Source organism: Vibrio sp. RC2502 (genome assembly GCF_054850435.1).
In genome coordinates, this window is record NZ_CM141453.1 from 2,681,406 (window position 1) to 2,705,262 (window position 23,857).

Sequence of the window (23,857 nt, forward strand, 5' to 3'; positions counted from 1 at the left end):
TACCTTCTTAATTAAGCGTATAGCGGGTTAGTTTTCTCAGTGTCGATGTCGAATTTCTTAATTGCTTCCGCAATTACAGATTTCTCAACTTCGCCACGTTTCGCTAGTTCAGTTAGTGCTGCTACTACTACGTAACCTGCGTTCACTTCGAAGTGACGACGTAGGTTTTCACGGCTGTCTGAACGACCGAAGCCATCAGTACCAAGAACTTTGAAAGACTCAGCAGGAATGAATGCACGAACCTGCTCTGCGTAGTTCTTCATGTAGTCAGTTGCTGCGATAGCTGGCTCAGTACCCATTACTGTTTGGATGTAAGGTACTTTCGCTTCCGCTTCTGGGTGAAGCATGTTGAAACGCTCTGCATCTTGACCGTCGCGAGTTAGTTCGTTGAATGACGTTACAGAGTAAACATCAGAAGCAACACCGTACTCTTCGCTTAGGATTTGAGCTGCTTTACGTACTTCATTCATGATAGTACCTGAGCTCATTAGCTGAACTTTCGCTTTATCGCCCGTGTAAGTTTCTAGCTTGTAGATACCTTTACGGATGCCTTCTTCAGCGCCTTCTGGCATTGCTGGCATTGCGTAGTTTTCGTTCATTAGCGTTAGGTAGTAGAACACGTTCTCTTGATCAGGACCGTACATGCGACGGATACCGTCTTGCATGATTACTGCTACTTCGTACGCGAATGTTGGGTCGTAAGAGATACAGTTAGGAACCGTACCCGCCATGATGTGCGAGTGACCGTCTTCGTGCTGTAGACCTTCGCCGTTCAGCGTTGTACGACCAGCAGTTGCGCCTAGTAGGAAACCACGTGCTTGTTGGTCGCCAGCCATCCACGCCATGTCGCCAACACGTTGGAAGCCGAACATTGAGTAATAGATGTAGAACGGGATCATTGGTAGGTCGTTTGTCGAGTATGAAGTCGCAGCAGCAACCCATGAAGACATAGCACCTAGCTCGTTGATACCTTCTTGTAGAACCTGACCTGACGTTGCCTCTTTGTAGTAAGAAACGATGTCGCGGTCTTGTGGTGTGTAGTTCTGGCCGTGCGGGTTGTAAATACCGATTTGACGGAACAGACCTTCCATACCGAATGTACGCGCTTCGTCAGCAATGATAGGAACGATGTTCTTACCAATGTTCTTGTTCTTAAGTAGAACGTTAAGTGCACGTACGAATGCCATAGTAGAAGAGATATCACGCTTCTGTTCTTCTAGTAGTGGCTTGAACTCTTCTAGCTCAGGAACGATGAGTTCTTGAGTGAAGTTTGGTAGACGCTGTGGCGTGTAGCCGTGTAGCGCTTTACGACGAGCGTGTAGGTATTCGTACTCTTTTGAACCTTCTTCAAGTTTCAGGTACGGAAGTTCTTTCACAGCTTCGTCAGTTAGGATGTCTTGTAGACCTAGACGATCACGTAGGTGTAGTACGTGAGTCATATCCATCTTCTTAACTTGGTGCGCGATGTTCTTACCTTCAGCCGCTTCACCCATGCCGTAACCTTTAACAGTCTTAGCTAGGATTACTGTTGGACGACCTTTAGTTTCTGCCGCATTTTTGTAAGCAGCGTAAAGCTTAGAAGACTCGTGACCACCACGCTTAAGCGCGAAGATTTCGTCGTCAGTCATGTCAGCAACTAGTGCAGCAGTTTCTGGGTATTTACCGAAGAAGTGCTCACGCACGTATGCGCCATCTTTCGCTTTGAACGTTTGGTAATCGCCATCGATTGTTTCGTTCATAAGCTGTAGAAGCTTACCAGTTGTGTCTTTAGCTAGTAGAGAATCCCAGTTGTTACCCCAGATTACTTTCACTACGTTCCAGCCAGCACCTTTGAACAGACCTTCAAGTTCTTGAATGATCTTACCGTTACCCATTACAGGGCCGTCTAGACGCTGTAGGTTACAGTTGATTAGGAAACATAGGTTGTCTAGCTTCTCACGCGCAGCGAAAGAGATAGCACCACGTGATTCTGGCTCATCCATCTCACCGTCACCTAAGAACGCGTAAACGCGCTGCTCAGAAGTATCTTTCATGCCGCGGCCTTCAAGGTACTTAAGGAAACGAGCTTGGTAGATCGCAGAGATCGGACCTAGACCCATAGATACGGTTGGGAACTGCCAGAATTCAGGCATTAGTTTAGGGTGCGGGTATGATGGGATACCTTTACCATCCACTTCTTGACGGAAGTTGTCTAGCTGCTCTTCAGTTAGACGACCTTCAACGAACGCACGAGCGTAGATACCCGGTGAGATGTGACCTTGGTAGTAAACTAGGTCACCACCGTCCTTCTCGTTTGGCGCACGGAAGAAGTGGTTGAAACATGTTTCGTAGAATGCAGCAGAAGACTGGAAAGACGCCATGTGGCCGCCTAGTTCTAGGTCTTTCTTAGATGCGCGAAGAACGATCATGATTGCGTTCCAGCGAATGATGGAACGAATACGGCGCTCAAGCGTTGTGTCACCAGGGTAAGCTGGCTCTTGGTCTGCAGGAATCGTGTTGATGTAGTTAGTTGTGATACCTGTTGGCATATCAACACCGTCTAGACGTGCTTTGTCTAGAACCTGCTCTAGTAGGTACTGAGCGCGTTCTACACCTTCTTCACGTACAACTGACTCAAGTGCTTGTAGCCATTCTTGAGTTTCCAGTGCATCTACGTCATGCTTCATATCAGACATGGCGATCTATCCTTCTGTTGGTTGGATCTACTTATTTAAGTAACACTCTTACGAGTTGTTACCCTGCTGAATTCGACGCAGAGAACGCTCTCGTCGAGACTCTTCTCGAGTCAAATCCAACAATGTTTCTTCGATGTAAGCCAAGTGCGAATGAGACATCTCACGAGCCTTTTCAGGCTGACCAGAAACAATCGCATCCACAATGTTAGCTCGGTGTTTACTCACTTTCTCGACCGCCTCAGGGCGGCGACGTAGTAATTTAAAATTCTGTAGAATATTTTGCTCAAGTAGAGGAGCTAAGCTACGCACAATGTGCAGTAACACGACATTATGAGCCGCTTCTGTTATCGCAATTAAAAACTGCATAACTTCCGCTGATTCCGCTTCGATATCGTTGTTTGCTTGCTCTTTACTAATGCGCTCAAGGCAGCCTTGAATGCGTGCAAAATCTTCTTCGGTACCACGCAAAGCTGCAAAATACGCCGAAATCCCTTCCATTGCATGACGTGACTCAAGCAAATCAAGTTGGGTTTCAGAGTGGCTAGACAACAAATTCAGCAAAGGATCGGAAAAGCTTTTCCAGATGTTTTCGCTAACGAAAGTACCGCCACCTTGGCGACGAGTTAACAAACGTTTCGCTTCTAAGCGTTGGATGGCTTCACGGACTGAAGGACGAGACACATCGAACTGTTTCGCCAGTTCGCGCTCTGGTGGCAATTGTTGCCCCGGAGACAATGTTCCTTCCACAATCAACCTTTCTAACTCTTGTTCAATAACATCAGAGAGCTTTGGCTGACGAATCCTTTGATAAGCCATAATTTATTGTTCTTCTACTCTTGCAGGTAATTGGTAATACCAATTTTAAGTTGGTGCAGAAATTAACATAATTAAAACGCAACTGTCCAGCCAAAAATTGACCTAAATCATAGAACAGACTTACAACCAACAGTCTGATAACAATTGACTATTAAAACGGCAAAAAAATTGGTCTGACCAATTACATTAACAAAACAAATGGGAATTCGACGTGCTAGCGGTTTTGGAAAAGAAATACAAAAAATGACAAAATGATCAGTCTATTTATTCACCAAAACGAACTCATTAGTCGTAAAAATGTAGTTAATTTTTAACAACCATTAATATTTCTCGTATCAAAAAAAGGCATACCTGATCGTATGCCTTATTTATTTCCGTTTTTTGAATTTACAGTTTTGCTACAAATCAACGTTGAACCAGCTGCCTATATTTAACCCAATCAAAGCTTAGACCAGGATCGCTTTTTCTCAAGGGAGCAATGTATTGATGACCGGTAATTCGCGGCAAGGTAATTTGAGGATATTGGTGCATGATGGCTTGAGTTAATCGAGCAAGTGATTGATATTGCTCTTCTGTATACGCCACAAATTCTGTTCCCTCTAGCTCAATGCCAATAGAGTAATCATTGCAACGGTCTCTCCCGGCAAAGCTTGATTGCCCCGCATGCCATGCTCTATCAAGAAACGAAACGAACTGAACAATCTCACCGTCGCGCTTAATTAAACAATGCGCTGAAACGCCCATTTTGTGAATTACCTCAAAAAATGGGTGCGCGTTAGGATCAAGATTACCGCTGAAAAAATCTTCAATATACGGCCCACCAAACTGACCAGGTGGCAAACTGATGTTATGAACAACTAATAGAGAGATATCGTGTTCGCTGTTGCGTGCATCAAAAAATGGTGATGGAACATGCTTTGCGTGAGTCAACCATCCATTATCGATAATTAGGGACATATCAACCTCTATAGTTTGCAAATTAACTGCTGAAATTATTGACACCGGAGAGTATCATTCGATGCCATCTCCCTTTCAAGACAAGATTTGCGATGAAGAACACACACAACATTCAAGAACGCCTAGAATACCTTAAACAACAACTCCCTTTAGAGATCACTCGCTCTGTCGCTGATACCTTAAAAGAAGATCTAGGTGGCAGCGTCGACGCAGATAACGACATTACTGCATCTTTGATCCCTGCCGATGCGGTTAATACCGCAACGATTATTACTCGCGAGCATGGTGTGTTCTGTGGTCAAGCATGGGCTGATGAAGTTTTTAAACAGCTCGGTGGTAAGGTCAGCATTGAATGGCACGTAAAGGACGGCGATAAGGTCAAACCTAACCAAACCCTTTGTACGCTGACAGGCCCAGCTCGTGATTTGTTGACTGGTGAGCGTAACGCAATGAACTTCATCCAAACGTTGTCTGGCTGCGCAACAGTTACCGCAGAGTACGCTGAAAAAATCGCGCATACTGAGTGTCGTCTACTAGACACACGAAAAACCATTCCGGGTCTTCGAAGTGCTCTGAAGTACGCCGTTGCTTGCGGTGGCGGTTTTAACCATCGTATCGGTGTGTTCGACGCTTACCTCATCAAAGAAAACCACATCATCGCTTGTGGCGGAATTACTCAAGCAATCACCACAGCAAAAGAACTTAATCCTGGCAAACCAGTAGAAGTAGAAACAGAAAGCTTGGCTGAGCTACAAGAAGCGATCGAAGCAGGTGCCGACATCATAATGCTAGATAACTTCACCAAAGAAATGATGCGTGAAGCCGTAGAGATTAACGCAGGCCGTGCCGCTTTAGAAAACTCAGGCAACATCACTCTAGATACTATCGCTGAATACGCAGAAACCGGAGTCGATTACATTTCGGTAGGCGCGTTGACTAAGCATCTAAAAGCGATGGATCTTTCGATGCGCTTCAAATAATAAAAGCAACACAATCTAAATTACTTCAACTAACTCAGTGAGTTGTGAGTGATTCATCATTAAAAAGGGCCAATAGGCCCTTTCTTTTTATCCACTCAAAAAATAGTGCTACTCGCAAAACTCTGCATACGATATGCAACTTTTCACCAAAGAGTTTTATCTCACTCGAGAGCCCATCTCTTCCCCATTTTCAACCCACCTTAACTCTCCATAATCTTTCGCTAATGCAAGAGCATTATTTATTTCATTAAGAAGGAAAGAAAATGAAACAGAGTAAACAGAAAAAACAACAAGGTTTTACCTTGATTGAATTGATGATTGTAGTGGCAATTATTGGTGTACTGTCCGCAATTGCAGTCCCAGCATATAAAGATTATGTATCAAAGAGTGAGTTAGCATCTGGTTTCGCTACCATAAAATCAGTAATCACTCCTGCCGAATTATATATACAAGAAAATGGCGCTATATCTGGAGCAAGCCCTAGTGACCTAGGAGTATCTGCTGGTGCCAACAGCCTAGGAACACTATCTATCAGCGGTAATGCCGTTGTATTTACTCACAACAATGGAGCTGTATCTGGTGCGGCTTTCACATATAGCAGAGGCACTAGTTCCGGTTGGACATGTGCTTTGACAGGACAACCAACTGGGGTTGATGCTCCAAAAGGTTGCTCATAAGTGCTAACCAACCTCTCAACAGTTCTTCGCCAAAAAGGGTTACTGACGTTTTCCCAAGAAGAAACGTTAATAGAGCACGTCAAAGCTTCTGGCATTTCGATGCCGGAAGCTTTACTCAGTTCTGGATTCTTCACGTCAAGCGAACTGGTCGAGCACTTAAGTTCTATTTTTGGCTTAAGTCAGCCCGAGTTATCTCAATATGAATATGCTTCGCTTTGCCAACAACTCGGCCTACGTGAATTAATCACACGACATAATGCACTCCCGCTCCACCGCACGCCTTCAACGTTATTATTAGCGGTTGCCGACCCCACCAATCAACAAGCTGAAGATGATTTCCGCTTTGCCATTGGTTTACAGGTTGAATTGGTGTTGGCGGATTTTCGCGAACTCAGTGCAGCAATACGCCGTCTTTATGGTCGCGCGCTTGGTAAAGAACGATCCCAGATCAAAGAGATCAACCAAGAAGAGCTAGCGAGTCTGGTGGATGTCGGTGCAGATGAAATCGACAATATCGAAGACTTGAGCCAAGACGAGTCGCCCGTTAGCCGCTACATCAACCAAATTCTGTTGGACGCGGTGCGTAAAGGCGCATCCGATATCCACTTTGAACCTTATGAAAAGATGTACCGAGTTCGTCTACGTTGCGATGGCATTTTGATCGAAACTCAGCAACCGCCAAATCACTTGAGTCGTCGCTTATCAGCTCGTATAAAAATTCTCTCTAAACTTGATATTGCCGAGCGACGTTTACCACAAGATGGGCGAATTAAACTCAAACTGAATCAAGACACCGCGATTGATATGCGGGTATCCACTCTACCTACCTTGTTTGGAGAGAAGATCGTACTACGACTGCTCGATAGCAGCTCCGCATCACTGGATATCGACAAGCTTGGTTATAGTGAGCAACAAAAACAGCTGTATTTAGAGGCTCTGCGTCGTCCACAAGGTATGATTCTGATGACAGGTCCAACAGGAAGCGGCAAAACCGTTTCGTTGTACACTGGGCTAAATATTCTCAATAAACCAGAGATCAACATCTCCACAGCGGAAGACCCAGTAGAAATTAACTTATCGGGCATTAACCAAGTTCAAGTCCAACCTAAGATTGGTTTTGGCTTTGCAGAAGCACTACGTTCTTTTCTGCGTCAAGATCCCGATGTGGTCATGGTGGGTGAGATTCGAGACCTAGATACTGCGGAAATCGCCATCAAGGCTTCCCAAACCGGTCACTTAGTGCTCTCTACTTTGCATACCAACTCTGCTGCTGAAACCATCATTCGCTTATCAAACATGGGCGTGGAAAGTTTTAACCTCGCCTCTTCGCTTAGTTTGATTATTGCCCAACGCCTAGCTCGCAAACTTTGTCCATATTGTAAACAACCGCAAGAGCATACCGTTCAACTTCAGCACCTCGACATCCAAACAACTGACAACATCTTTAAAGCAAACCCAGATGGTTGCAACGAATGTACCCATGGTTATTCTGGCCGAACAGGTATCTATGAAGTCATGCGCTTTGATGAATCTCTATCCGAAGCTCTTATTAAAGGAGCCTCGGTACATGAACTGGAAAAGCTTGCCATTGCGAATGGCATGAGTACCTTGCAAATGTCCGGAATAGAAAAACTCAAGCAAGGCATCACAAGCTTTAGTGAGTTACAACGCGTGCTCTATTTCTAATCCTTTAATCAGCAGTTACCCCCTATGAAAACTACGACACCACAATTAAAGAACTTCCGTTGGAAAGGCGTCAACAGCTCAGGGAAAAAGACCTCTGGTCAAACTCTGGCAATGAGCGAAATCGAAGTACGAGAGCGCTTAGATGCCCAGCACATCAAAATCAAAAAGCTAAAGAAAAGCAGCATCTCTTTTTTGACCAAACTTAGCCATCGCGTAAAAGGGAAAGACATCACGGTTTTCACTCGTCAAATATCAACGATGCTGGTAACCGGTGTGCCGCTAGTACAAGCATTGAAATTGGTCTCTGATAACCACAAAAAAGCGGAAATGAAATCCATTTTGATGAGTGTAACTCGGGCTGTTGAAGCGGGTACGCCGATGTCCAAAGCGATGCGTACCGCCAGTAACCATTTTGACCCGCTGTATACCGACCTGATTGCGACAGGAGAACAATCGGGCAACTTAGCCGAAGTGTTCGAACGCTTAGCCACCTACAGGGAAAAAAATGAGCAGCTTAGAGCCAAAGTGATCAAGGCTCTAATATATCCAGCCATGGTTATTCTAGTTGCACTGGGAGTATCGTTTATCATGCTAACCAAGGTCATTCCCGAGTTTGAAAAAATGTTTGTTGGCTTTGGCGCTGAATTGCCATGGTTTACAAGGCAAGTCTTAGATCTTTCCGCTTGGACACAAAACTGGAGCCCATTTATCGCACTTGGCTCCATCAGTGTATTTATCTCCGCGAGAGTACTCTCTATGCGTTCTGACTCTTTTCGCTTAATGCTCAACCGCTCTGTGCTTAAGTTTCCAGTCCTTGGGGCAGTTTTATCGAAAGCCGCTATCGCAAAATTTAGTCGAACCCTCGCTACGAGCTTTACGGCGGGCATTCCGATTTTAACCAGTTTAAAAACCACCTCGAAAACGTCCGGAAATATGCATTATCAATTGGCTATCGAAGAGGTTTATCGCGATACCGCAGCAGGAATGCCGATGTATGTTGCAATGCGCAATTGCAACGTGTTCCCTGAGTTGGTGCTGCAAATGGTTATGATCGGCGAAGAATCCGGCCGACTTGACGATATGCTCAATAAAGTCGCCACAATTTACGAGTTTGAAGTGGACAACACCGTCGATAACCTCAGTAAAATCTTAGAACCATTAATTATCGTTTTTTTAGGTATCGTTGTCGGTGGCCTGGTCACAGCAATGTACTTGCCAATCTTTAACTTAATGAGTGTATTGGGCTAGAATGAACCGTTAATCCCTTCAAAACAGCATGTTGCTGATTTGACTTATCGCTCAAGAGATAAATATGGAAGTGTTCCAGTACTACCCTTGGCTATTCGTGGTGTTTGCCAGTATCTTCGGTTTAATTGTGGGTAGTTTTCTTAATGTAGTCATTTATCGGCTACCTAAAATCATGGAATTAGAATGGCGCCGTGAATGCGCCGAATCATTCCCTGAATATAAGATTAAGCCACCTCAAGAAGTTTTGACATTAAGCGTGCCTCGCTCTTCGTGCCAAAACTGCGCGACGCCAATTCGTATTCGAGACAATATTCCTGTAATCAGCTGGCTACTGTTAAAAGGAAAATGCCATCATTGTCATACCGCAATTAGTCCTCGATATCCGCTGATAGAATTACTCACTGCAGCGTGCGCTGGTTTTGTGGCTTATCATTTCGGCTTTAGCTACTTTACGGTTGCGTTAATCTTTTTCACATTTTTCTTAATAGCCGCGACTTTTATCGATCTCGATACTATGCTGCTACCGGACCAATTAACATTACCATTAACTTGGGCTGGCATTGCGTTAGCATTAACAGAAATAAGCCCTGTTAGTCTACAAGACGCCGTAATTGGTGCGATTGCCGGTTATTTGTGTCTTTGGTCAGTATATTGGGGGTTCAAACTGCTTACTGGTAAAGAAGGCATGGGTTACGGTGATTTTAAATTGCTGGCTGCCCTTGGCGCTTGGCTAGGATGGCAATCATTACCAATGATCATCCTACTTTCTTCCGTCGTCGGTGTGATATTCGGGCTCGTTCAGTTACGACTACAAAAACAAGGTATAGAGAGAGCTTTCCCTTTCGGCCCATATTTAGCGATTGCAGGATGGGTAAGCTTAATCTGGGGCGACCAAATTCTAAGTTGGTACTTCACGTCAATTTTAGGGGTGTAAATGGCTTTGGTAGTAGGCTTAACGGGTGGTATCGCCAGCGGTAAAACTACCGTAGCGAATCTGTTCAAGCAGCAGTTTAAAATTGATATTGTCGATGCAGATATTGTCGCACGAGAAGTCGTCGAACCTGGAACTCCCGGGTTAAATGCAATCATTCAACATTTTGGTCAAGACATTACGCATGACGACAACACCTTAGATCGTGCCAAGTTACGCGAAAAAATCTTTTCTAATCCAGAAGAAAAAGCTTGGCTCAATGCATTGTTACATCCGATCATTCGAGAAAAAATGATAGAAGACCTTCAACAGGTCACGTCGGATTATGCGTTATTGGTCGTGCCATTGCTCGTTGAAAACAACCTCGATAGTTTGTGCGATCGTGTCCTCGTTGTAGATGTAGAACCTGAAACTCAAATTTCTCGCACCGTTAAACGCGACAACGTAAGTGAAGAGCAAGCACATGCGATTCTCGCCTCTCAAGCTTCGAGACAGCAGAGACTCGATATCGCTGACGATGTGGTTAAAAACAATCCAAATGACCCAGATCTTTTGCTTCAAATCACAGATTTGCACGAAAAGTACCTAGCCATGTGTAAGAAAAATCTGCGAAAATAGGAATGAAACTCACCAAGGCTTATGTCGATGACCACGCACAAATTTGAACATCCGTTAAATGAGAAAACTCGTATTTATCTAAGAGTAGAGTCTCTGCTGCGTCAGGCTCACTTGGCCTCTGGTTTTGCCGATAATCACCAATATCAACTTTTTTTCCGTGCTCTTTTTGACATGGTAGAGATCTTCGAACAGATCCAACTAAAAAGTGAATTGGCTAAAGATCTTGAGAAACAGCGCCTCTCCTATCGCCATTGGCTAAATGTAGAAGGTGTTGATCAAGAAGCCCTCAATTCGTTACTCAATGAAATTGATGTGGTTCATAGTCAATTAATGGGTGCAGAGCGTTTTGGTCAAGCGTTAAAAGAAGATCGCTTCCTTAGCTCTATTCGCCAACGTTTCAATCTGCCAGGTGGCTCGTGCTGCTTTGATTTACCAGCATTACATTACTGGCTTCATCTGCCTATTGAACGTAAAAAGCATGATGCCAACCAATGGCAAAAGAGTTTGAAACCACTTTCCGATGCGCTCACCTTGTGGCTAAAGCTTGCTCGTGAAACCGGTCATTTTAAAGCCCAAATCGCGCGCGCAGGATTCTTCCAAAGTGACGCAGATGAAGCAAATATCCTCCGACTTCATATTCCTATGAAGTATGGCGTCTACCCTATGATTTCAGGTCATAAAAATCGTTTTGCGATTAAATTTATGGCTTTTGAAAATGGTCAGGCATGCACACAAGATGTCGAGTTTGAATTAGCCGTTTGTAGCTAATCAAAACATCAGGCTATTATTCTAAATACTTCGCTTTAATACCAAGATTACAATGGGACGATTCAACCATGTCTAAAATTACTATCGTTCAATGCCCTCAATGTGGTACCGACGTTGAATGGGGAGAACAAAGTCCTCATCGCCCTTTCTGTAGTAAAAAATGCCAAATGATCGATTTTGGTGAATGGGCAGATGAAGAAAATGCCATTGCTGGCGCCCCAGATATGTCAGACAGTGACGGCTGGTCAGAAGATCAATACTAGAGGTTCTAGGTTCTAGGTTCTAGGTTCTAGGTTCTAGGTTCTAGGTTCTAGGTTCTAAAAGTTGAGGAAGTTGGCGTGAAAGCGTCAACTTTTTTATTGCCTGTCGGAAAACTTTCCCTGAAGGCTTCTCCACTACTATCGGGGTTGTAACCTTTCAAGTTACAGTTCCACTCTATATATCAGCGGGTTAAGTAAGTTATTTAAACACAAGCAAATTTGTTTAGCTCAGAACGCAGATATTTTTCTTGCTACCTAGGAAGAGGCGCGGAGTGTACGCCAGTACATGAGCACCGATGACAACGGTAGAAAGAGAAATAGCCAGTTATGAGGCAAACATAAAAAAACGGAGCCCAAAAGGACTCCGTTTAATGAGAACGCTAGTTATAGCATTACTTCTTAGCAAGTTTCTCTTTGATACGAGCTGACTTACCAGAACGCTCACGTAGGTAGTACAACTTGGCACGACGTACTGCACCACGGCGTTTAACTTCGATGCTATCAACGATTGGAGAGTGTGTTTGGAACGTACGCTCAACACCTTCACCGTTAGAGATCTTACGTACAGTGAAAGCAGAGTGCAGGCCACGGTTACGGATTGCGATTACAACGCCTTCGAAAGCCTGTAGACGCTCACGGTCACCTTCTTTAACTTTAACCTGAACTACAACAGTGTCACCTGGTGCAAATTTAGGTAGGCCTGATTTCATTTGCTCTTCTTCAAGAGCCTTGATGATGTTACTCATTTTTAAAATTCCTAGAATAAACTGATACTAAATAAATTAGGTTACTTTGCATTATGCTCACTAATGAACTCTGCAAGTAATTGTTCCTGTTCGTCAGTCAGAGCTAGGTTTTCCAGGAGCTCTGGTCTTCTAAGCCAAGTTCGGCCCAGCGACTGCTTTAGTCGCCATTGACGAATGTCCTTGTGATTGCCTGACATCAGTACCGATGGCACCTCTTTGTCATCCAATACTTCTGGACGCGTATAGTGAGGGCAATCTAGCAAGCCATTAGCAAAAGAATCTTCTTCTGCTGACGCAAAATCTCCTAATACGCCCGGAATAAACCGAGATACAGAATCAATTAACGTCATGGCTGGTATCTCACCACCCGTCATCACAAAATCCCCAATCGACCATTCTTCGTCGACTTCAGATTGAATGATGCGCTCATCTACCCCTTCATAACGACCACAAATCAGAAGCAAATTCTCATTTGTTGCCAGTTCTTCGACTCCTTTTTGGTCGAGCTTACGACCTTGAGGAGATAGGTAAATGACTTTCGTCTTACCCGGTGAGGCTTTCTTAGCGGTATGAATGGCATCGCGTAAAGGCTGAACCATCATTAACATACCAGGGCCACCACCGTAAGGTCGGTCATCGACAGTGCGATGTTTGTCGTGAGTGAAATCGCGAGGATTCCATGTCTCAATCGACAAAAGACCTTTTTTAACCGCTTGACCTGTTACTCCAAAATCAGTAACAGAACGGAACATTTCAGGAAAAAGGCTAATAACGCCAACCCACATGTTTATCTCGCTCTGTAATTTTGGAGATTAGAATCCAGGATCCCAGTCAACTTCGATCCGTTGAGCTTCGCGATCAACTTTGATGATCACTTGCTCTTCAAGGAACGGAATTAGTCGTTCCTTTTGCCCGAAAGCATCTTTAAGATTTGCTTTAACAACCAGAACATCGTTTGAGCCAGTTTCTAGCATGTCAGTAACGACACCTAGATCGTAACCTTTAGTGGTTACTACGTGCATTCCAAACAATTCACGCCAGTAGAATTCATCTTCTGACAATTCAGGAAGTACTGCAGGGTCAATAGCAATTTCAAAGTTAGTCATTAAATGCGCGTCTTCACGAACATCCATGCCTTCCAGCTTAGCCACCATACCTTTGTTATGGCGCTTCCAGCTTTCTACTTTGTACTCAACCCACTTGCCCTTTTGGTTAATATACCAAGGGCTGTAATCGAAAATGCTTTCAGCATTGTCTGTGTAGGAAAAAACCTTAAGCCAACCTCGAATGCCGTAAGTAGCACCAAACTTGCCTACAACAATCTTTTCGTTGCTCATTGTTTCTTTACCTTTCATCGACATAAACTAGTTTCTACTTCTGAAGTAAAAATTAAGCCGCTTTTTGAGCGTCTTTAACTAGCTTAGCAACGCGGTCAGATACAGACGCGCCTTGACCAACCCAGTGGTTAACGCGGTCTAGGTCTAGACGTAGACCTTCTTCTTGACCTTTAGCAGTTGGGTTGAAGAAACCAACTTTCTCGATGAAACGGCCAGTTGCAGCGTTGCGGCTGTCCGCTACTACGATTTGATAAAATGGACGCTTCTTAGCGCCGTGACGTGCCAAACGAATGGTTACCATGTCGTCCTCTTTGCTTTCTCAAAAATAAAATTAACCCCAAAAACCGTTCAATAACCTGAACAATCTGGGGTCTCGTGCCAAAATAAAGCTCCGGAATTTTACTCTTATCCCGGAGCAATGCAAGGGTTTAGTTACTTTTTCACCAACATAAATCGAAATTCAAGTTTGTGACGCAGCTAACACCCTGAAACCATAGTCACATCGATGAATTATCGACCAAATGGATTGAAGCCGCCGCCTCCACCCATACCGCCCATCATGCCTTGCATGTTACGCATCATGCCTTTCATGCCGCCCTTCTGCATTTTCTTCATCATCTTCTGCATTTGGGTGAACTGCTTCAGTAGACGGTTAACATCTTGAACCTGTACACCTGAACCTGCAGCGATACGCTTTTTACGCGAGCCTTTAATGATTTCAGGACGTTGACGCTCTTTCATCGTCATTGAGCTGATGATCGCTTCCATTTGCTTGAACATCTTGTCATCGACTTTGTCTTTCACGTCAGATGGTAGCTGAGACATACCTGGTAGCTTGTCTAGCATGCCCATCATGCCACCCATGTTTTGCATTTGACCTAGCTGTTCACGGAAGTCTTCAAGGTCGAAACCTTTCTTCTCTTTGAACTTCTTCGCTAGCTTCTCTGCTTTTTCTTGGTCAACATTGCGTTGTAGGTCTTCAATCAAAGACAGAACGTCGCCCATGCCAAGAATACGTGATGCTACTCGGTCTGGGTGGAATGGTTCTAGTGCGTCAGTTTTCTCACCGACACCTAAGAACTTAATTGGCTTGCCCGTGATATGACGAACTGACAGCGCAGCACCACCACGCGCATCACCATCAACCTTAGTAAGAATCACACCAGTAAGTGGTAGTGCATCACCAAAGGCTTTTGCTGTGTTCGCCGCATCTTGACCTGTCATTGCATCAACAACGAACAGCGTCTCAACAGGATTGATAGCTGAGTGAAGATCTTTGATCTCCCCCATCATTTCTTCATCGATAGCCAAACGACCCGCGGTATCGACAATTAATACGTCGTAGAATTTCTTCTTCGCGTGGTCGATTGCTGCGTTAGCAATATCAAGTGGCTTTTGATCTGGTGAAGATGGGAAGAAGTCGACACCGATGTCTGATGCTAGTGTTTCTAACTGTTTGATCGCCGCAGGACGGTAAACGTCGGCAGACACCACAAGCACTTTCTTCTTATCGCGCTCTTTTAGAAGCTTAGATAGCTTACCTACCGATGTGGTTTTACCCGCACCTTGTAGACCTGCCATCAAAAGTACTGCTGGCGGCTGTGCTGCTAGGTTAAGCGCTTCGTTAGACTCACCCATTACCGCTTCAAGCTCTACTTGAACGATCTTGATGAATTCTTGGCCCGGAGTTAAGGATTTAGAAACTTCTACGCCAACCGCTTTTTCTTTAACGCGGTTTACGAATTCGCGAACAACAGGAAGTGCAACGTCAGCCTCTAAAAGGGCCATACGAACTTCACGTAGGGTTTCTTTAATGTTGTCTTCGGTCAGACGACCTTTGCCACTGATATTTTTCAGCGTTTTGGATAATCGATCCGTTAAATTCTCAAACATCTTTGTCTCTTCGCTAAAATGGCGATTAATTAGGGTGAGTATACCTTAGCCAACGTCACAGTCATACCCGAACACTACTCTTATAACTAAGTTGAGGGCTAACTTGTTAATTTCAATATCTCATCTCTCATGATTGATGACGCATATAACGTAGCCCCAAAGAGTAATGCAAGGTATAATTTCGTCACCGTGCACAACAACATTTAGGATTCATGGATAGCTTAATTGCCATCGCGGCCGCCATGCTCTACGTTTTGGCGATTGCGACCATCATACCTGGACTCTCTCAACAGTCAGGAATCAAAGCAAAAACAGTGTTTGCCAGTGCTGCCTGTGCGCTTGTTTTTCATGCGTGGATTTTGAGTGACCTGATATTTGATGGTTCTGGTCAAAACCTGAGCATTCTTAACGTCGCGTCTTTGATCAGTTTTATTATTTCGCTGGTCATGAGCATTGCAATGTTGAAAAACCGACTGTGGTTTTTACTGCCTGTCGTTTATAGCTTTGCTGCCATCAACTTAACTGCTGCCACATTTTTACCAAGCACGTTTGTCAAGCACTTAGAAAATGACCCGAAGCTGCTCATTCATATCTCTTTTGCACTATTTTCCTATGCAACGCTCACCATCGGCGCTTTGTACGCGCTGCAATTGGCTTGGCTCGATCACAAATTAAAAGCGAAGAAGTCGCTAGCTATTAACCCTAATTTACCACCGCTGCTAATGGTTGAACGTCAGCTATTTAAAATCATTCTGATTGGTAACTTACTTCTAACAGGCACACTCATCACTGGTTTTGTGTTTGTACAAGACATGTTTGCGCAAGGCAAAGCGCATAAAGGTATTCTTTCCTTCATTGCGTGGATCGTTTATTCCATCTTACTTTGGGGCCACTACCATAAAGGTTGGCGCGGTCGAAAAGTAACGTGGTTTGCGGTTGCTGGTGCGACGTTATTAACGTTGGCCTATTTTGGCAGTCGTTTTGTAAAAGAAATCATCTTGAATTAAGGAGCTCTCGGGCTCCTTTATCCTTTATATTCGCGGACAGATAAAATACAGTACGCATTAATTCATTGAATTCGCAGCTCACTTTGCTGTTGAATTGCCAAAAACATACAAGGAACAGCTACGTTTTGGACGACATATCTACGGGTATCTTATTTGCGCTACTCGCGTGTCTTATCGTCATATCAGGTTATTTTTCTGGTTCAGAAACAGGGATGATGTCTTTGAACCGTTACCGCTTGAAGCACTTAGCGAAAAGTGGGCATAAGGGAGCCAAACGTGTCGAAAAGTTATTAGACCGACCAGATCGCTTGATTGGTCTTATTCTTATCGGCAACAACCTCGTGAACATTCTTGCTTCAGCAATTGCGACCATCATCGGCATGCGCCTATACGGCGATTTAGGTGTCGCGATCGCAACGGGTGCGCTAACTATGGTTGTCTTAGTGTTTGCCGAAGTCACACCAAAAACCGTTGCAGCGTTGTATCCAGAGCGTGTTTCCTACGCGAGCAGCATCTTGCTCACTATCCTAATGAAAGTGCTATCACCGCTCGTAATGCTGGTGAACTTTATTACTAATGGTTTCATTCGTTTGCTTGGCGTGAAAGCTGATCACACGGTAGAGGATCATCTGAGTTCGGAAGAGTTACGCACGGTCGTAAATGAAGCTGGCGGACTTATCCCTCGTCGTCACCAAGACATGTTGGTGTCTATTCTCGATCTCGAACACGTTACTGTAAATGACATTATGGTGCCACGTAATGAGATTACGGGTATCGATATTAACGATGACTGGAAATCCATTGTTCGTCAGTTAACACACTCGCCACACGGTCGAATCGTTTTTTATCGCGACCAAATCGATGAAGTGGTTGGTATGCTTCGTTTACGTGAAGCGTACCGTTTGATGCTAGAAAAGAACGAGTTCAACAAAGAGACGTTACTGCGCGCGGCAGATGAAGTGTATTACATTCCCGAAGGAACGCCGCTGAACGTACAAATGTTGAAGTTCCAGCGCAACAAGCAGCGCATCGGTCTGATCGTAGACGAGTACGGTGATATCATCGGTCTAATAACTCTTGAAGACATCCTAGAAGAGATCATTGGTGAGTTCACGACGTCTATTTCTCCTAGTTTGTCTGATGAAATCAGCCCACAAGGCGATGGCAGTTTCTTAATTGAAGGCAGCACCAATATCCGTGATATCAACAAAGGTTTGAAATGGGATTTACCTACCGATGGCCCTAGAACCTTGAATGGTCTGATTTTGGAACACCTAGAAGATATTCCAGAGAGTCATTTAAGTGTCCGTGTCGCGGGCCACCCAATGGAAATTGTTGAAATCGAAGAAAACCGAATCAAGTTAGTTCGAGTCTATCCGAAGAAGAAAAAATCAACGTCCAAATAACCAAAACAAAAAGCCTGACTCATGTCAGGCTTTTTGTTTTGTGTTGCCGTTCCAAAAGAACTTAGTCTACGCGCAGCTCTTTTAGCATTGATTCTGGCAAAGCCAACTCGTCGTTTTTATTAACAGACACACCTGCGGCTAGAATGTTCTTGGCAATTTGCTGTGCTTCTTCTAAAGAATGCATCGCTGCAGTACCACACTGGTACTCATTGAGCTCAGGGATTTTGTTCTGGCTTTCCACTTTTAGCACATCTTCCATAGAAGCAAGCCATGCGTCTGCGACTTGCTGTTCAGAAGGCGTACCAATGAGACTCATGTAAAAACCAGTGCGACATCCCATCGGTGAGATATCAATGATTTCCACACTGTCACCATTTAGGTGATTGCGCATGAAACCTGCGTACAAGTGCTCTAGTGTATGAATGCCTTTCTCTGAAAGAATGTCTTTGTTAGGCGCAGTGAAGCGTAAGTCGAAAACCGTAATGGTATCTCCTTTTGGAGTTTGCATGGTTTTCGCGACACGCACTGCTGGTGCATTCATGCGAGTGTGGTCTACGGTGAAGCTATCGAGTAAAGGCATTACATCTCTCCTGATTGTAATTCCAACACCTTGAGGTATTGGTTTGGTTTTTATACCCAAATGGGGTTAAAAGAACCAGCTGCTGTTGTCTTCCAATTCCTGACGACATTGTTTCAGCTGCCAGCCATAAGTCTTTGCGGTTTGCTCAACGCGCCGAGCCACTTTCATCAAACTAGGCTTTCTTTTGTAAGTTCCACGTTTATAACCGCCTCGCCCTTCATGATAGGCCAGATACTGGTTATAAGGGTCCCACAATGAAATGCCTAACTGGCGACGAGTCTCGTGGGTATACCACCCAACAAACATTATCGAATCATCAAAATTGGTGCGCGAACCACCTTGTCCGGTGGAATCTTGGAAGTCATCCCAAGCAGGATCTTGAGCCTGTGCATAGCCATACGCACTGCTTACGCGTCCCCAAGGGATGAAACCCAATACGTAATCTTTGGGTGGTTTGGCATCATGGCGGAAGCTACTTTCCTGCTTGATGATGGCCATGGCAACATGAATGGGCGTTCCCCACTCTTTTTCCATATCTTTCGCATCATCATACCAACCAGATTTTTCTCGGAATATCTCACATAGGTTATCTTGCTGTTTTGGTGGCGCTGTCGCACATCCCGCAAGCAACACACTTCCTAGCACCGATACAACCAACGGCTTAATGTTCAATCCCACCCAATCCTTACTTATTGATTATTGTTTTAGATAAGCGAAGTAGTTTTCCAGAAACTCGTCAAAAGATAACGTATCGCTTTCTTCCGCTTGTCGCTGTTTCTCAACTGAAGAAGCCACTTCCGTTTCCATTATATCTTGCGAGTAATGTTGGTAACCGTGAGCCAAATTTTCTTCACGGAACTTCATGCCAAGAGCACAACCTACTTTGCCAAGTCCACCAAGTTCTTTGGTTAGCTCAAGCAATTGGCCAGAAATCGTCAGTTCAGGGTTATCAATCCATGCTTCTAGCTTGTCACATACAGCTTGGTAAGCGTCGCCACCAGCCGCAGAATCCATCTCTACTGCAATTTGGCGCAACTCAACGAATACTCGCTTCGCCCAATCTTGCAAAGATAAGCGTTCACCTTGGCAACCGATTTGCAGCATCAAACCTTTTTCACGACCAGAGATGATCACTTTGTTCCAGTTGTCACGCCAGCATTCTAGTTCGCAGTTATCCATTGGGTCAGAATCTGACAACGCCGCCCACGTTAGGAAAAGATCTAAGAAACGAACTTGCTCTTCGCTAACACCAACGGCACTGAATGGGTTCACATCTAATGAGCGCACTTCAATGTATTCCACGCCCGCGCGACTCAATGCATCTGATGGCTTCTCACCACTTTTCGCTACGCGTTTCGGACGAATTGGTGCGTACAATTCATTTTCAATCTGGAGAATGTTGGTATTGAGCTGACGGTACTCACCATCCACTTTTACTCCAATTTTTGCGAATTCTTCAGATGGTCGACGAATCGCATCACCTAAACCTTCAAGATATTGATCAATACTGTTGAAACCAATTTTCAATACGCTTTGAGCACTGTTGGTATAACCAAGATCACTCAAGCGAAGAGACGTCGCTTTAGGGAGATACAGTGTCCCACCGATGCTTTCAAACGGGAGTTTAGTCTCACGGCCTTGAATGAACGAACCACATAACGCTGGCGATGCACCAAAGAAGTAAGGGATCATCCAACCAAAACGGTAATAGTTACGAATCAAAGCAAAGTAAGCAGCTGATTTGGTGTCTTGGCGAGCTTGCTCATCCTGCTCACCATAAAGCGCATCCCAAAATGACTCAGGGAATGAAAAGTTGAAGTGAACACCAGAAATAATCTGCATCAAGCTGCCGTAACGGCGTTTTAGCCCCTCACGGTACAATGTTTTCATTTTCGCCGAGTTCGATGAACCGTACTGAGCAAGCTGAATATCATCTTCACTGCCGACATAACATGGCATAGAAAGCGGCCACATCTTTTCTTCGCCCATTTTGGTTTGAGTGAAATGGTGAATGTCTTTCAGTTGCGCCATCAATTCTGGAATGTCATGAGAAACCGGAGTGATGAACTCCAGCAACGATTCAGAAAAGTCGGTGGTGATCCATTTGTTTGTGAACGCTGAGCCCAACCCCTCTGGATGAGGTGTTGTTGCTAGGTGTCCATCCTGACGATAGCGCAAAGTTTCTCGCTCAACACCGCGTCCAAACTGCTTAAATACTTCGGGGTTTGATGCAACTTTTTTTAGTCGCGCAGCAAAATCAGTCAAAATGAGGTTCGCTTATATTAGGAGCAGGACACTTGTCGCTCGGGACAAGTGAAAGCTAAGTTATTGATAGTTCATGCATCTAGATAAACAACCCATTAAAAGTCGCTTATCTAGATGAATAGCGGAGAGATCACTCTCCGCTATTAAATGTGTACTCTATCGAATGATTTCAAGCTCTTCTACGTCTTTCCCCAACTTTTCTAGTTGAGGACGAAGTGATTTAGCATCGCCAACGACAATGATTTGATAGTCATTCGGATCAAACCATTTTTGAGCTAATGCATTCAAAGTTTGCTTATCTACTTTCTCAACGATAGCGTTTCTTTGCTGCAAGTAATCTTGATCGAGGTTGTATTTGAGAATATCACTAATGAGTTCCGCTTTTTGTGTCGGCGTTTCATACTTCAGTGCATCTTTTTGACCGACCGCTTGGCGCATAAATTTCATTTCTTCATCAGTCATTCCAGATTGAGCGTATTCATTCAGCTCATTTTCCATCTCGATAATCGATGCGACCGTCGAATCGGCACGAACTTGCGCGGTAAATACAACCGAACCGGTTTCAGGATTCCCCGAGAAGTAACCGTAAGCACCGTAGGTGTAGCCTTTGTCTTCACGCAGGTTTTGGTTGATGCGACTGTTAAAGTTACCCGCTAGGTTAAAGTTCGCGAGCTGGCTCAGATAAAAGTCACCCGTGGCATCATAAGGCATGCCTTGACGAACCATCATAACCACACTTTGCGGCGCCCCTGGTTTGTCGACAAGATGAATTTTCTGCTCACCTAATGCTGGTATTGTTTGAGGAGCATAAAGTGGCGCCGCTTCATCTTTCCATTCAGCCCAAAACGCAAGCTTCTGCTCAATGTCTTGTTTAGCAATATTACCCACCACCACGACTTGTGCGCTCTGCGGTGTGTAGTGCTTAGCGTAGAACTCACGCACATCATCAAGCGTTAGCGCACTGACCCCGGCTTGCGTGCCGTCTTTCGGACGAGCGAAAACAGAATCGCCATACAGCACTTGTCGACTTGCTTGAGATGCCATCCAACTTGGATTTTGATGTTCGTACACAAGCCCTTCGAGTGCCTGCATTTTCACACGATCAAAATCTTCTTGTTTGAACGCTGGCGATAGCAGCATCTCTTCAACGATTTTCAGTGTTGGCTCTAAATTCTTTTCTAAAGAAGAAACGCTGATGTTCGTCGTGTAGCCTGTGGCATCGACAGAGATCATGCTGCCGAGTTTATCGAGCTCAGCTTGAATTTGTTCCACGCTACGTTTGGTCGTTCCTTCTTGCAACATAGCGGCCGTCAGTTGCGCTAGGCCTTCTTTGCCCTTTTCCACAAAACGCGTGCCCGCCGGCAAGCTGAACTGCATCATGACTGTCGGAGTTTCGTTGCTAACTGTACCGAGTAGTTCAGAGCCGTTGTCAAAATGCACATTGTACAGTTCTGGCATTGTTGCTTTCACTGGCTCACCTACCGGTGGCTGCACTGAACGATCAAAATTGTCCGTTGCGCGGCGATAGTCTAACTGATCATCGGTAATTTTTTTGTACTCTGGCAAGGTACGTTCTGGCGTTGTAAATGTCGCAGACTTAACAGCAAGATCCGTTTTGCCTTTTGGTACCACGCTCAAGGTGACTTTCGACTTACCTTGAATAAAGTTTTGGTACACCTTCTCAACAGATTGAGGAGTCACGGCGCGAATCTGTTCCAATTGTTTTTCAATCAAATCAGGTTGGCCAAAGAAAGTTTCATTCGACGCTAGCTGTGTGACTTTACCTTTCACGCTTTCAAGCGCGAAAATCGCATCCGCTTCAGCTTTACCTTTCAATTGCTCCAGACGATCGTCAGTGACGCCTTTCTCTGCAAACTTGCTCATCGATTTCATGAGCTCACCGTACAAGGTCGAAAGATCGCCTTTGTCTCCAGAATCTCCCATCGCGTAGACATAGAAATTACACGCAAGCTCTGCACAGTCATGGAAGGAACCCGCATCAACCGCTTTTTGCGTCTTCACTAAATCTTGGTACAGCACGCTGTTGGTACCACCACCTAATACTTCCGATAGCGTATCCAGAGATGCTTGGCTCTCTTCGCCGCTGTATGTGGTTGGCCACGCAATCATTACCATCGGTTGTTGGATACGATCTTCCAACGTAATGTATTTGTCTTCTTGCAACTTAGCTGGTTGTTTCGGTGCGTTTTCAACTTCTGGACCACGAGGAATGGAACCGAAGTATTTGTTTACCCACGCCAGTGTTTGCTCGACATCTAAGTCACCACCGATCGTGATCGTCGCATTATTTGGACCGTACCAACGCAAGAAAAACGCTTTAAGATCATTCACATCAACACGTTCAAGATCTTCAACGTAACCGATGGTTTGCCATGAGTAAGGATGACCTTCTGGGTATAACGCTTCAGACATACGTTCCCAAATCAAACCGTACGGACGGTTGTCATAACGTTGCGCACGCTCATTTTTCACCGTAGATCGTTGAATTTCAAATTTGCGCTGTGAAACCGCATCAAGTAAAAAACCCATGCGATCCGATTCAAGCCACAGCATTTTTTCCAGCTGATTCGCTGGAACGGTTTCAAAGTAATTGGTGCGATCGCGATTGGTCGTACCGTTTAACGTACCACCCGCCTCTGTGATGATTTTGAAGTGCTCTTGATCGCCAACGTTCTCTGAACCTTGGAACATCATATGTTCAAAGAAGTGCGCAAAGCCCGACTTACCGATTTCTTCACGAGCTGAGCCGACGTGATACGTGACATCAACGTGTACCAATGGATCAGAACCCTCTGGCGCTAGAATTACGGTCAAGCCGTTATCGAGTTTGTATTTTTGATATGGGATCTTAACTTTGCCGTCTTCTGCTTTCGATGATTCGACGAAAGTCACCCCTTTTGGCAACGATGAAACAGGGGAATTTGATGCACAGCCCGTGATCACTAACAGTGAGCACGCGCCAACCCAAAACATTCTCATGTACTTT

At 44.7% G+C, this 23,857-nt stretch carries 22 protein-coding genes; 10 read left to right on the forward strand and 12 right to left on the reverse strand.

From position 1 onward, the window contains the following. Positions 1-11: 11 nt before the first annotated feature. From aceE to ampD, 3 genes are all read right to left on the reverse strand, one after another. Positions 12-2,675: a pyruvate dehydrogenase (acetyl-transferring), homodimeric type gene (aceE, locus tag ACYJZR_RS12390; protein WP_005462566.1), complete on the reverse strand. Its 2,664-nt coding sequence runs from the start codon at positions 2,673-2,675 to the stop codon at positions 12-14. A 48-nt stretch (positions 2,676-2,723) separates the two neighbouring features. After that, positions 2,724-3,491, reverse strand: coding sequence for a pyruvate dehydrogenase complex transcriptional repressor PdhR (pdhR, locus tag ACYJZR_RS12395; RefSeq protein ID WP_005462576.1), 768 nt, complete (start codon positions 3,489-3,491; stop codon positions 2,724-2,726). 405 nt (positions 3,492-3,896) lie between these two features. Then, positions 3,897-4,448, reverse strand: a complete 552-nt coding sequence (gene ampD, locus ACYJZR_RS12400) for a 1,6-anhydro-N-acetylmuramyl-L-alanine amidase AmpD (protein ID WP_140289365.1) — start codon at positions 4,446-4,448, stop codon at positions 3,897-3,899. 92 nt (positions 4,449-4,540) lie between these two features. Between ampD and nadC the strand changes: the two genes are divergently transcribed. The 8 genes from nadC (at position 4,541) to yacG (ending at position 11,619) form a co-directional block, all read left to right on the forward strand. Continuing rightward, positions 4,541-5,428: a carboxylating nicotinate-nucleotide diphosphorylase gene (gene nadC / locus ACYJZR_RS12405; RefSeq protein WP_029831395.1), complete on the forward strand. Its 888-nt coding sequence runs from the start codon at positions 4,541-4,543 to the stop codon at positions 5,426-5,428. A 263-nt stretch (positions 5,429-5,691) separates the two neighbouring features. Then, on the forward strand, positions 5,692-6,105 hold the full coding sequence (locus ACYJZR_RS12410) for a pilin (RefSeq protein ID WP_029831396.1): 414 nt from the start codon (positions 5,692-5,694) through the stop codon (positions 6,103-6,105). Next, entirely contained in the window at positions 6,106-7,791 is a 1,686-nt protein-coding gene (gene pilB, locus ACYJZR_RS12415) for a type IV-A pilus assembly ATPase PilB (protein WP_029831398.1), read from the forward strand. Positions 7,792-7,815: 24 nt separating this feature from the next. Further along, positions 7,816-9,039 (forward strand): type II secretion system F family protein, encoded by a 1,224-nt coding sequence (locus ACYJZR_RS12420; protein WP_023585959.1) that lies wholly within the window; start codon positions 7,816-7,818, stop codon positions 9,037-9,039. A 64-nt stretch (positions 9,040-9,103) separates the two neighbouring features. Then, the gene (locus tag ACYJZR_RS12425; protein ID WP_005490359.1) at positions 9,104-9,973 is read left to right on the forward strand and encodes a prepilin peptidase; all 870 of its coding nucleotides are present in this window, start codon (positions 9,104-9,106) and stop codon (positions 9,971-9,973) included. Further along, positions 9,974-10,588, forward strand: a complete 615-nt coding sequence (gene coaE / locus ACYJZR_RS12430) for a dephospho-CoA kinase (RefSeq protein WP_029831400.1) — start codon at positions 9,974-9,976, stop codon at positions 10,586-10,588. A 27-nt stretch (positions 10,589-10,615) separates the two neighbouring features. Next, positions 10,616-11,356, forward strand: a complete 741-nt coding sequence (zapD, locus tag ACYJZR_RS12435; protein WP_023624252.1) for a cell division protein ZapD — start codon at positions 10,616-10,618, stop codon at positions 11,354-11,356. Between the two features lie 68 nt (positions 11,357-11,424). Beyond that, positions 11,425-11,619, forward strand: a complete 195-nt coding sequence (gene yacG, locus ACYJZR_RS12440) for a DNA gyrase inhibitor YacG (RefSeq protein WP_005462546.1) — start codon at positions 11,425-11,427, stop codon at positions 11,617-11,619. Between the two features lie 389 nt (positions 11,620-12,008). Here the strand turns inward: yacG and rplS are convergent, their stop codons facing one another. The 5 genes from rplS to ffh form a co-directional block, all read right to left on the reverse strand. Beyond that, positions 12,009-12,362: a 50S ribosomal protein L19 gene (rplS, locus tag ACYJZR_RS12445; RefSeq protein ID WP_005462554.1), complete on the reverse strand. Its 354-nt coding sequence runs from the start codon at positions 12,360-12,362 to the stop codon at positions 12,009-12,011. Positions 12,363-12,403: 41 nt separating this feature from the next. Then, entirely contained in the window at positions 12,404-13,147 is a 744-nt protein-coding gene (trmD, locus tag ACYJZR_RS12450; RefSeq protein WP_005462562.1) for a tRNA (guanosine(37)-N1)-methyltransferase TrmD, read from the reverse strand. A 27-nt stretch (positions 13,148-13,174) separates the two neighbouring features. Then, a complete protein-coding gene (rimM, locus tag ACYJZR_RS12455; RefSeq protein ID WP_005462552.1) occupies positions 13,175-13,723 on the reverse strand; it encodes a ribosome maturation factor RimM in 549 nt (182 codons plus the stop codon). A gap of 28 nt (positions 13,724-13,751) precedes the next feature. Then, the gene (gene rpsP, locus ACYJZR_RS12460) at positions 13,752-14,000 is read right to left on the reverse strand and encodes a 30S ribosomal protein S16 (protein WP_005379962.1); all 249 of its coding nucleotides are present in this window, start codon (positions 13,998-14,000) and stop codon (positions 13,752-13,754) included. A gap of 209 nt (positions 14,001-14,209) precedes the next feature. Beyond that, the gene (gene ffh, locus ACYJZR_RS12465) at positions 14,210-15,592 is read right to left on the reverse strand and encodes a signal recognition particle protein (RefSeq protein WP_406966104.1); all 1,383 of its coding nucleotides are present in this window, start codon (positions 15,590-15,592) and stop codon (positions 14,210-14,212) included. 212 nt (positions 15,593-15,804) lie between these two features. Here ffh and ACYJZR_RS12470 point away from each other — a divergent pair, with 212 nt between their 5' ends. After that, the gene (locus ACYJZR_RS12470) at positions 15,805-16,599 is read left to right on the forward strand and encodes a cytochrome C assembly family protein (protein WP_005462565.1); all 795 of its coding nucleotides are present in this window, start codon (positions 15,805-15,807) and stop codon (positions 16,597-16,599) included. Positions 16,600-16,724: 125 nt separating this feature from the next. Beyond that, the gene (locus ACYJZR_RS12475; RefSeq protein ID WP_005462557.1) at positions 16,725-18,005 is read left to right on the forward strand and encodes an HlyC/CorC family transporter; all 1,281 of its coding nucleotides are present in this window, start codon (positions 16,725-16,727) and stop codon (positions 18,003-18,005) included. Positions 18,006-18,066: 61 nt separating this feature from the next. On the opposite strand, the gene luxS is transcribed toward ACYJZR_RS12475, so the two are convergent. The 4 genes from luxS to ACYJZR_RS12495 form a co-directional block, all read right to left on the reverse strand. Then, complete coding sequence (gene luxS / locus ACYJZR_RS12480) at positions 18,067-18,585, reverse strand: S-ribosylhomocysteine lyase (protein ID WP_005462534.1); 519 nt, start codon at positions 18,583-18,585, stop codon at positions 18,067-18,069. Positions 18,586-18,651: 66 nt separating this feature from the next. Continuing rightward, the gene (locus ACYJZR_RS12485; protein WP_015297256.1) at positions 18,652-19,257 is read right to left on the reverse strand and encodes a transglycosylase SLT domain-containing protein; all 606 of its coding nucleotides are present in this window, start codon (positions 19,255-19,257) and stop codon (positions 18,652-18,654) included. A 24-nt stretch (positions 19,258-19,281) separates the two neighbouring features. Beyond that, positions 19,282-20,850, reverse strand: a complete 1,569-nt coding sequence (gene gshA, locus ACYJZR_RS12490; protein WP_015297257.1) for a glutamate--cysteine ligase — start codon at positions 20,848-20,850, stop codon at positions 19,282-19,284. A gap of 156 nt (positions 20,851-21,006) precedes the next feature. Continuing rightward, complete coding sequence (locus tag ACYJZR_RS12495; protein ID WP_406966098.1) at positions 21,007-23,850, reverse strand: M16 family metallopeptidase; 2,844 nt, start codon at positions 23,848-23,850, stop codon at positions 21,007-21,009. Positions 23,851-23,857: the final 7 nt, after the last annotated feature.

What these genes read in the sequence shown, in the direction of transcription:
- luxS (WP_005462534.1), bottom strand. Translation starts at nt 18,585, where the DNA reads ATGCCTTTACTCGATAGCTTCACCGTAGACCACACTCGCATGAATGCA.
- rpsP (WP_005379962.1), bottom strand. Translation starts at nt 14,000, where the DNA reads ATGGTAACCATTCGTTTGGCACGTCACGGCGCTAAGAAGCGTCCATTT.
- ffh (WP_406966104.1), bottom strand. Translation starts at nt 15,592, where the DNA reads ATGTTTGAGAATTTAACGGATCGATTATCCAAAACGCTGAAAAATATC.
- coaE (WP_029831400.1), top strand. Translation starts at nt 9,974, where the DNA reads ATGGCTTTGGTAGTAGGCTTAACGGGTGGTATCGCCAGCGGTAAAACT.
- ACYJZR_RS12410 (WP_029831396.1), top strand. Translation starts at nt 5,692, where the DNA reads ATGAAACAGAGTAAACAGAAAAAACAACAAGGTTTTACCTTGATTGAA.
- ACYJZR_RS12420 (WP_023585959.1), top strand. Translation starts at nt 7,816, where the DNA reads ATGAAAACTACGACACCACAATTAAAGAACTTCCGTTGGAAAGGCGTC.
- rplS (WP_005462554.1), bottom strand. Translation starts at nt 12,362, where the DNA reads ATGAGTAACATCATCAAGGCTCTTGAAGAAGAGCAAATGAAATCAGGC.
- yacG (WP_005462546.1), top strand. Translation starts at nt 11,425, where the DNA reads ATGTCTAAAATTACTATCGTTCAATGCCCTCAATGTGGTACCGACGTT.
- ampD (WP_140289365.1), bottom strand. Translation starts at nt 4,448, where the DNA reads ATGTCCCTAATTATCGATAATGGATGGTTGACTCACGCAAAGCATGTT.
- pdhR (WP_005462576.1), bottom strand. Translation starts at nt 3,491, where the DNA reads ATGGCTTATCAAAGGATTCGTCAGCCAAAGCTCTCTGATGTTATTGAA.
- ACYJZR_RS12495 (WP_406966098.1), bottom strand. Translation starts at nt 23,850, where the DNA reads ATGAGAATGTTTTGGGTTGGCGCGTGCTCACTGTTAGTGATCACGGGC.
- aceE (WP_005462566.1), bottom strand. Translation starts at nt 2,675, where the DNA reads ATGTCTGATATGAAGCATGACGTAGATGCACTGGAAACTCAAGAATGG.
- nadC (WP_029831395.1), top strand. Translation starts at nt 4,541, where the DNA reads ATGAAGAACACACACAACATTCAAGAACGCCTAGAATACCTTAAACAA.
- zapD (WP_023624252.1), top strand. Translation starts at nt 10,616, where the DNA reads ATGACCACGCACAAATTTGAACATCCGTTAAATGAGAAAACTCGTATT.
- rimM (WP_005462552.1), bottom strand. Translation starts at nt 13,723, where the DNA reads ATGTCGATGAAAGGTAAAGAAACAATGAGCAACGAAAAGATTGTTGTA.
- ACYJZR_RS12470 (WP_005462565.1), top strand. Translation starts at nt 15,805, where the DNA reads ATGGATAGCTTAATTGCCATCGCGGCCGCCATGCTCTACGTTTTGGCG.
- trmD (WP_005462562.1), bottom strand. Translation starts at nt 13,147, where the DNA reads ATGTGGGTTGGCGTTATTAGCCTTTTTCCTGAAATGTTCCGTTCTGTT.
- ACYJZR_RS12425 (WP_005490359.1), top strand. Translation starts at nt 9,104, where the DNA reads ATGGAAGTGTTCCAGTACTACCCTTGGCTATTCGTGGTGTTTGCCAGT.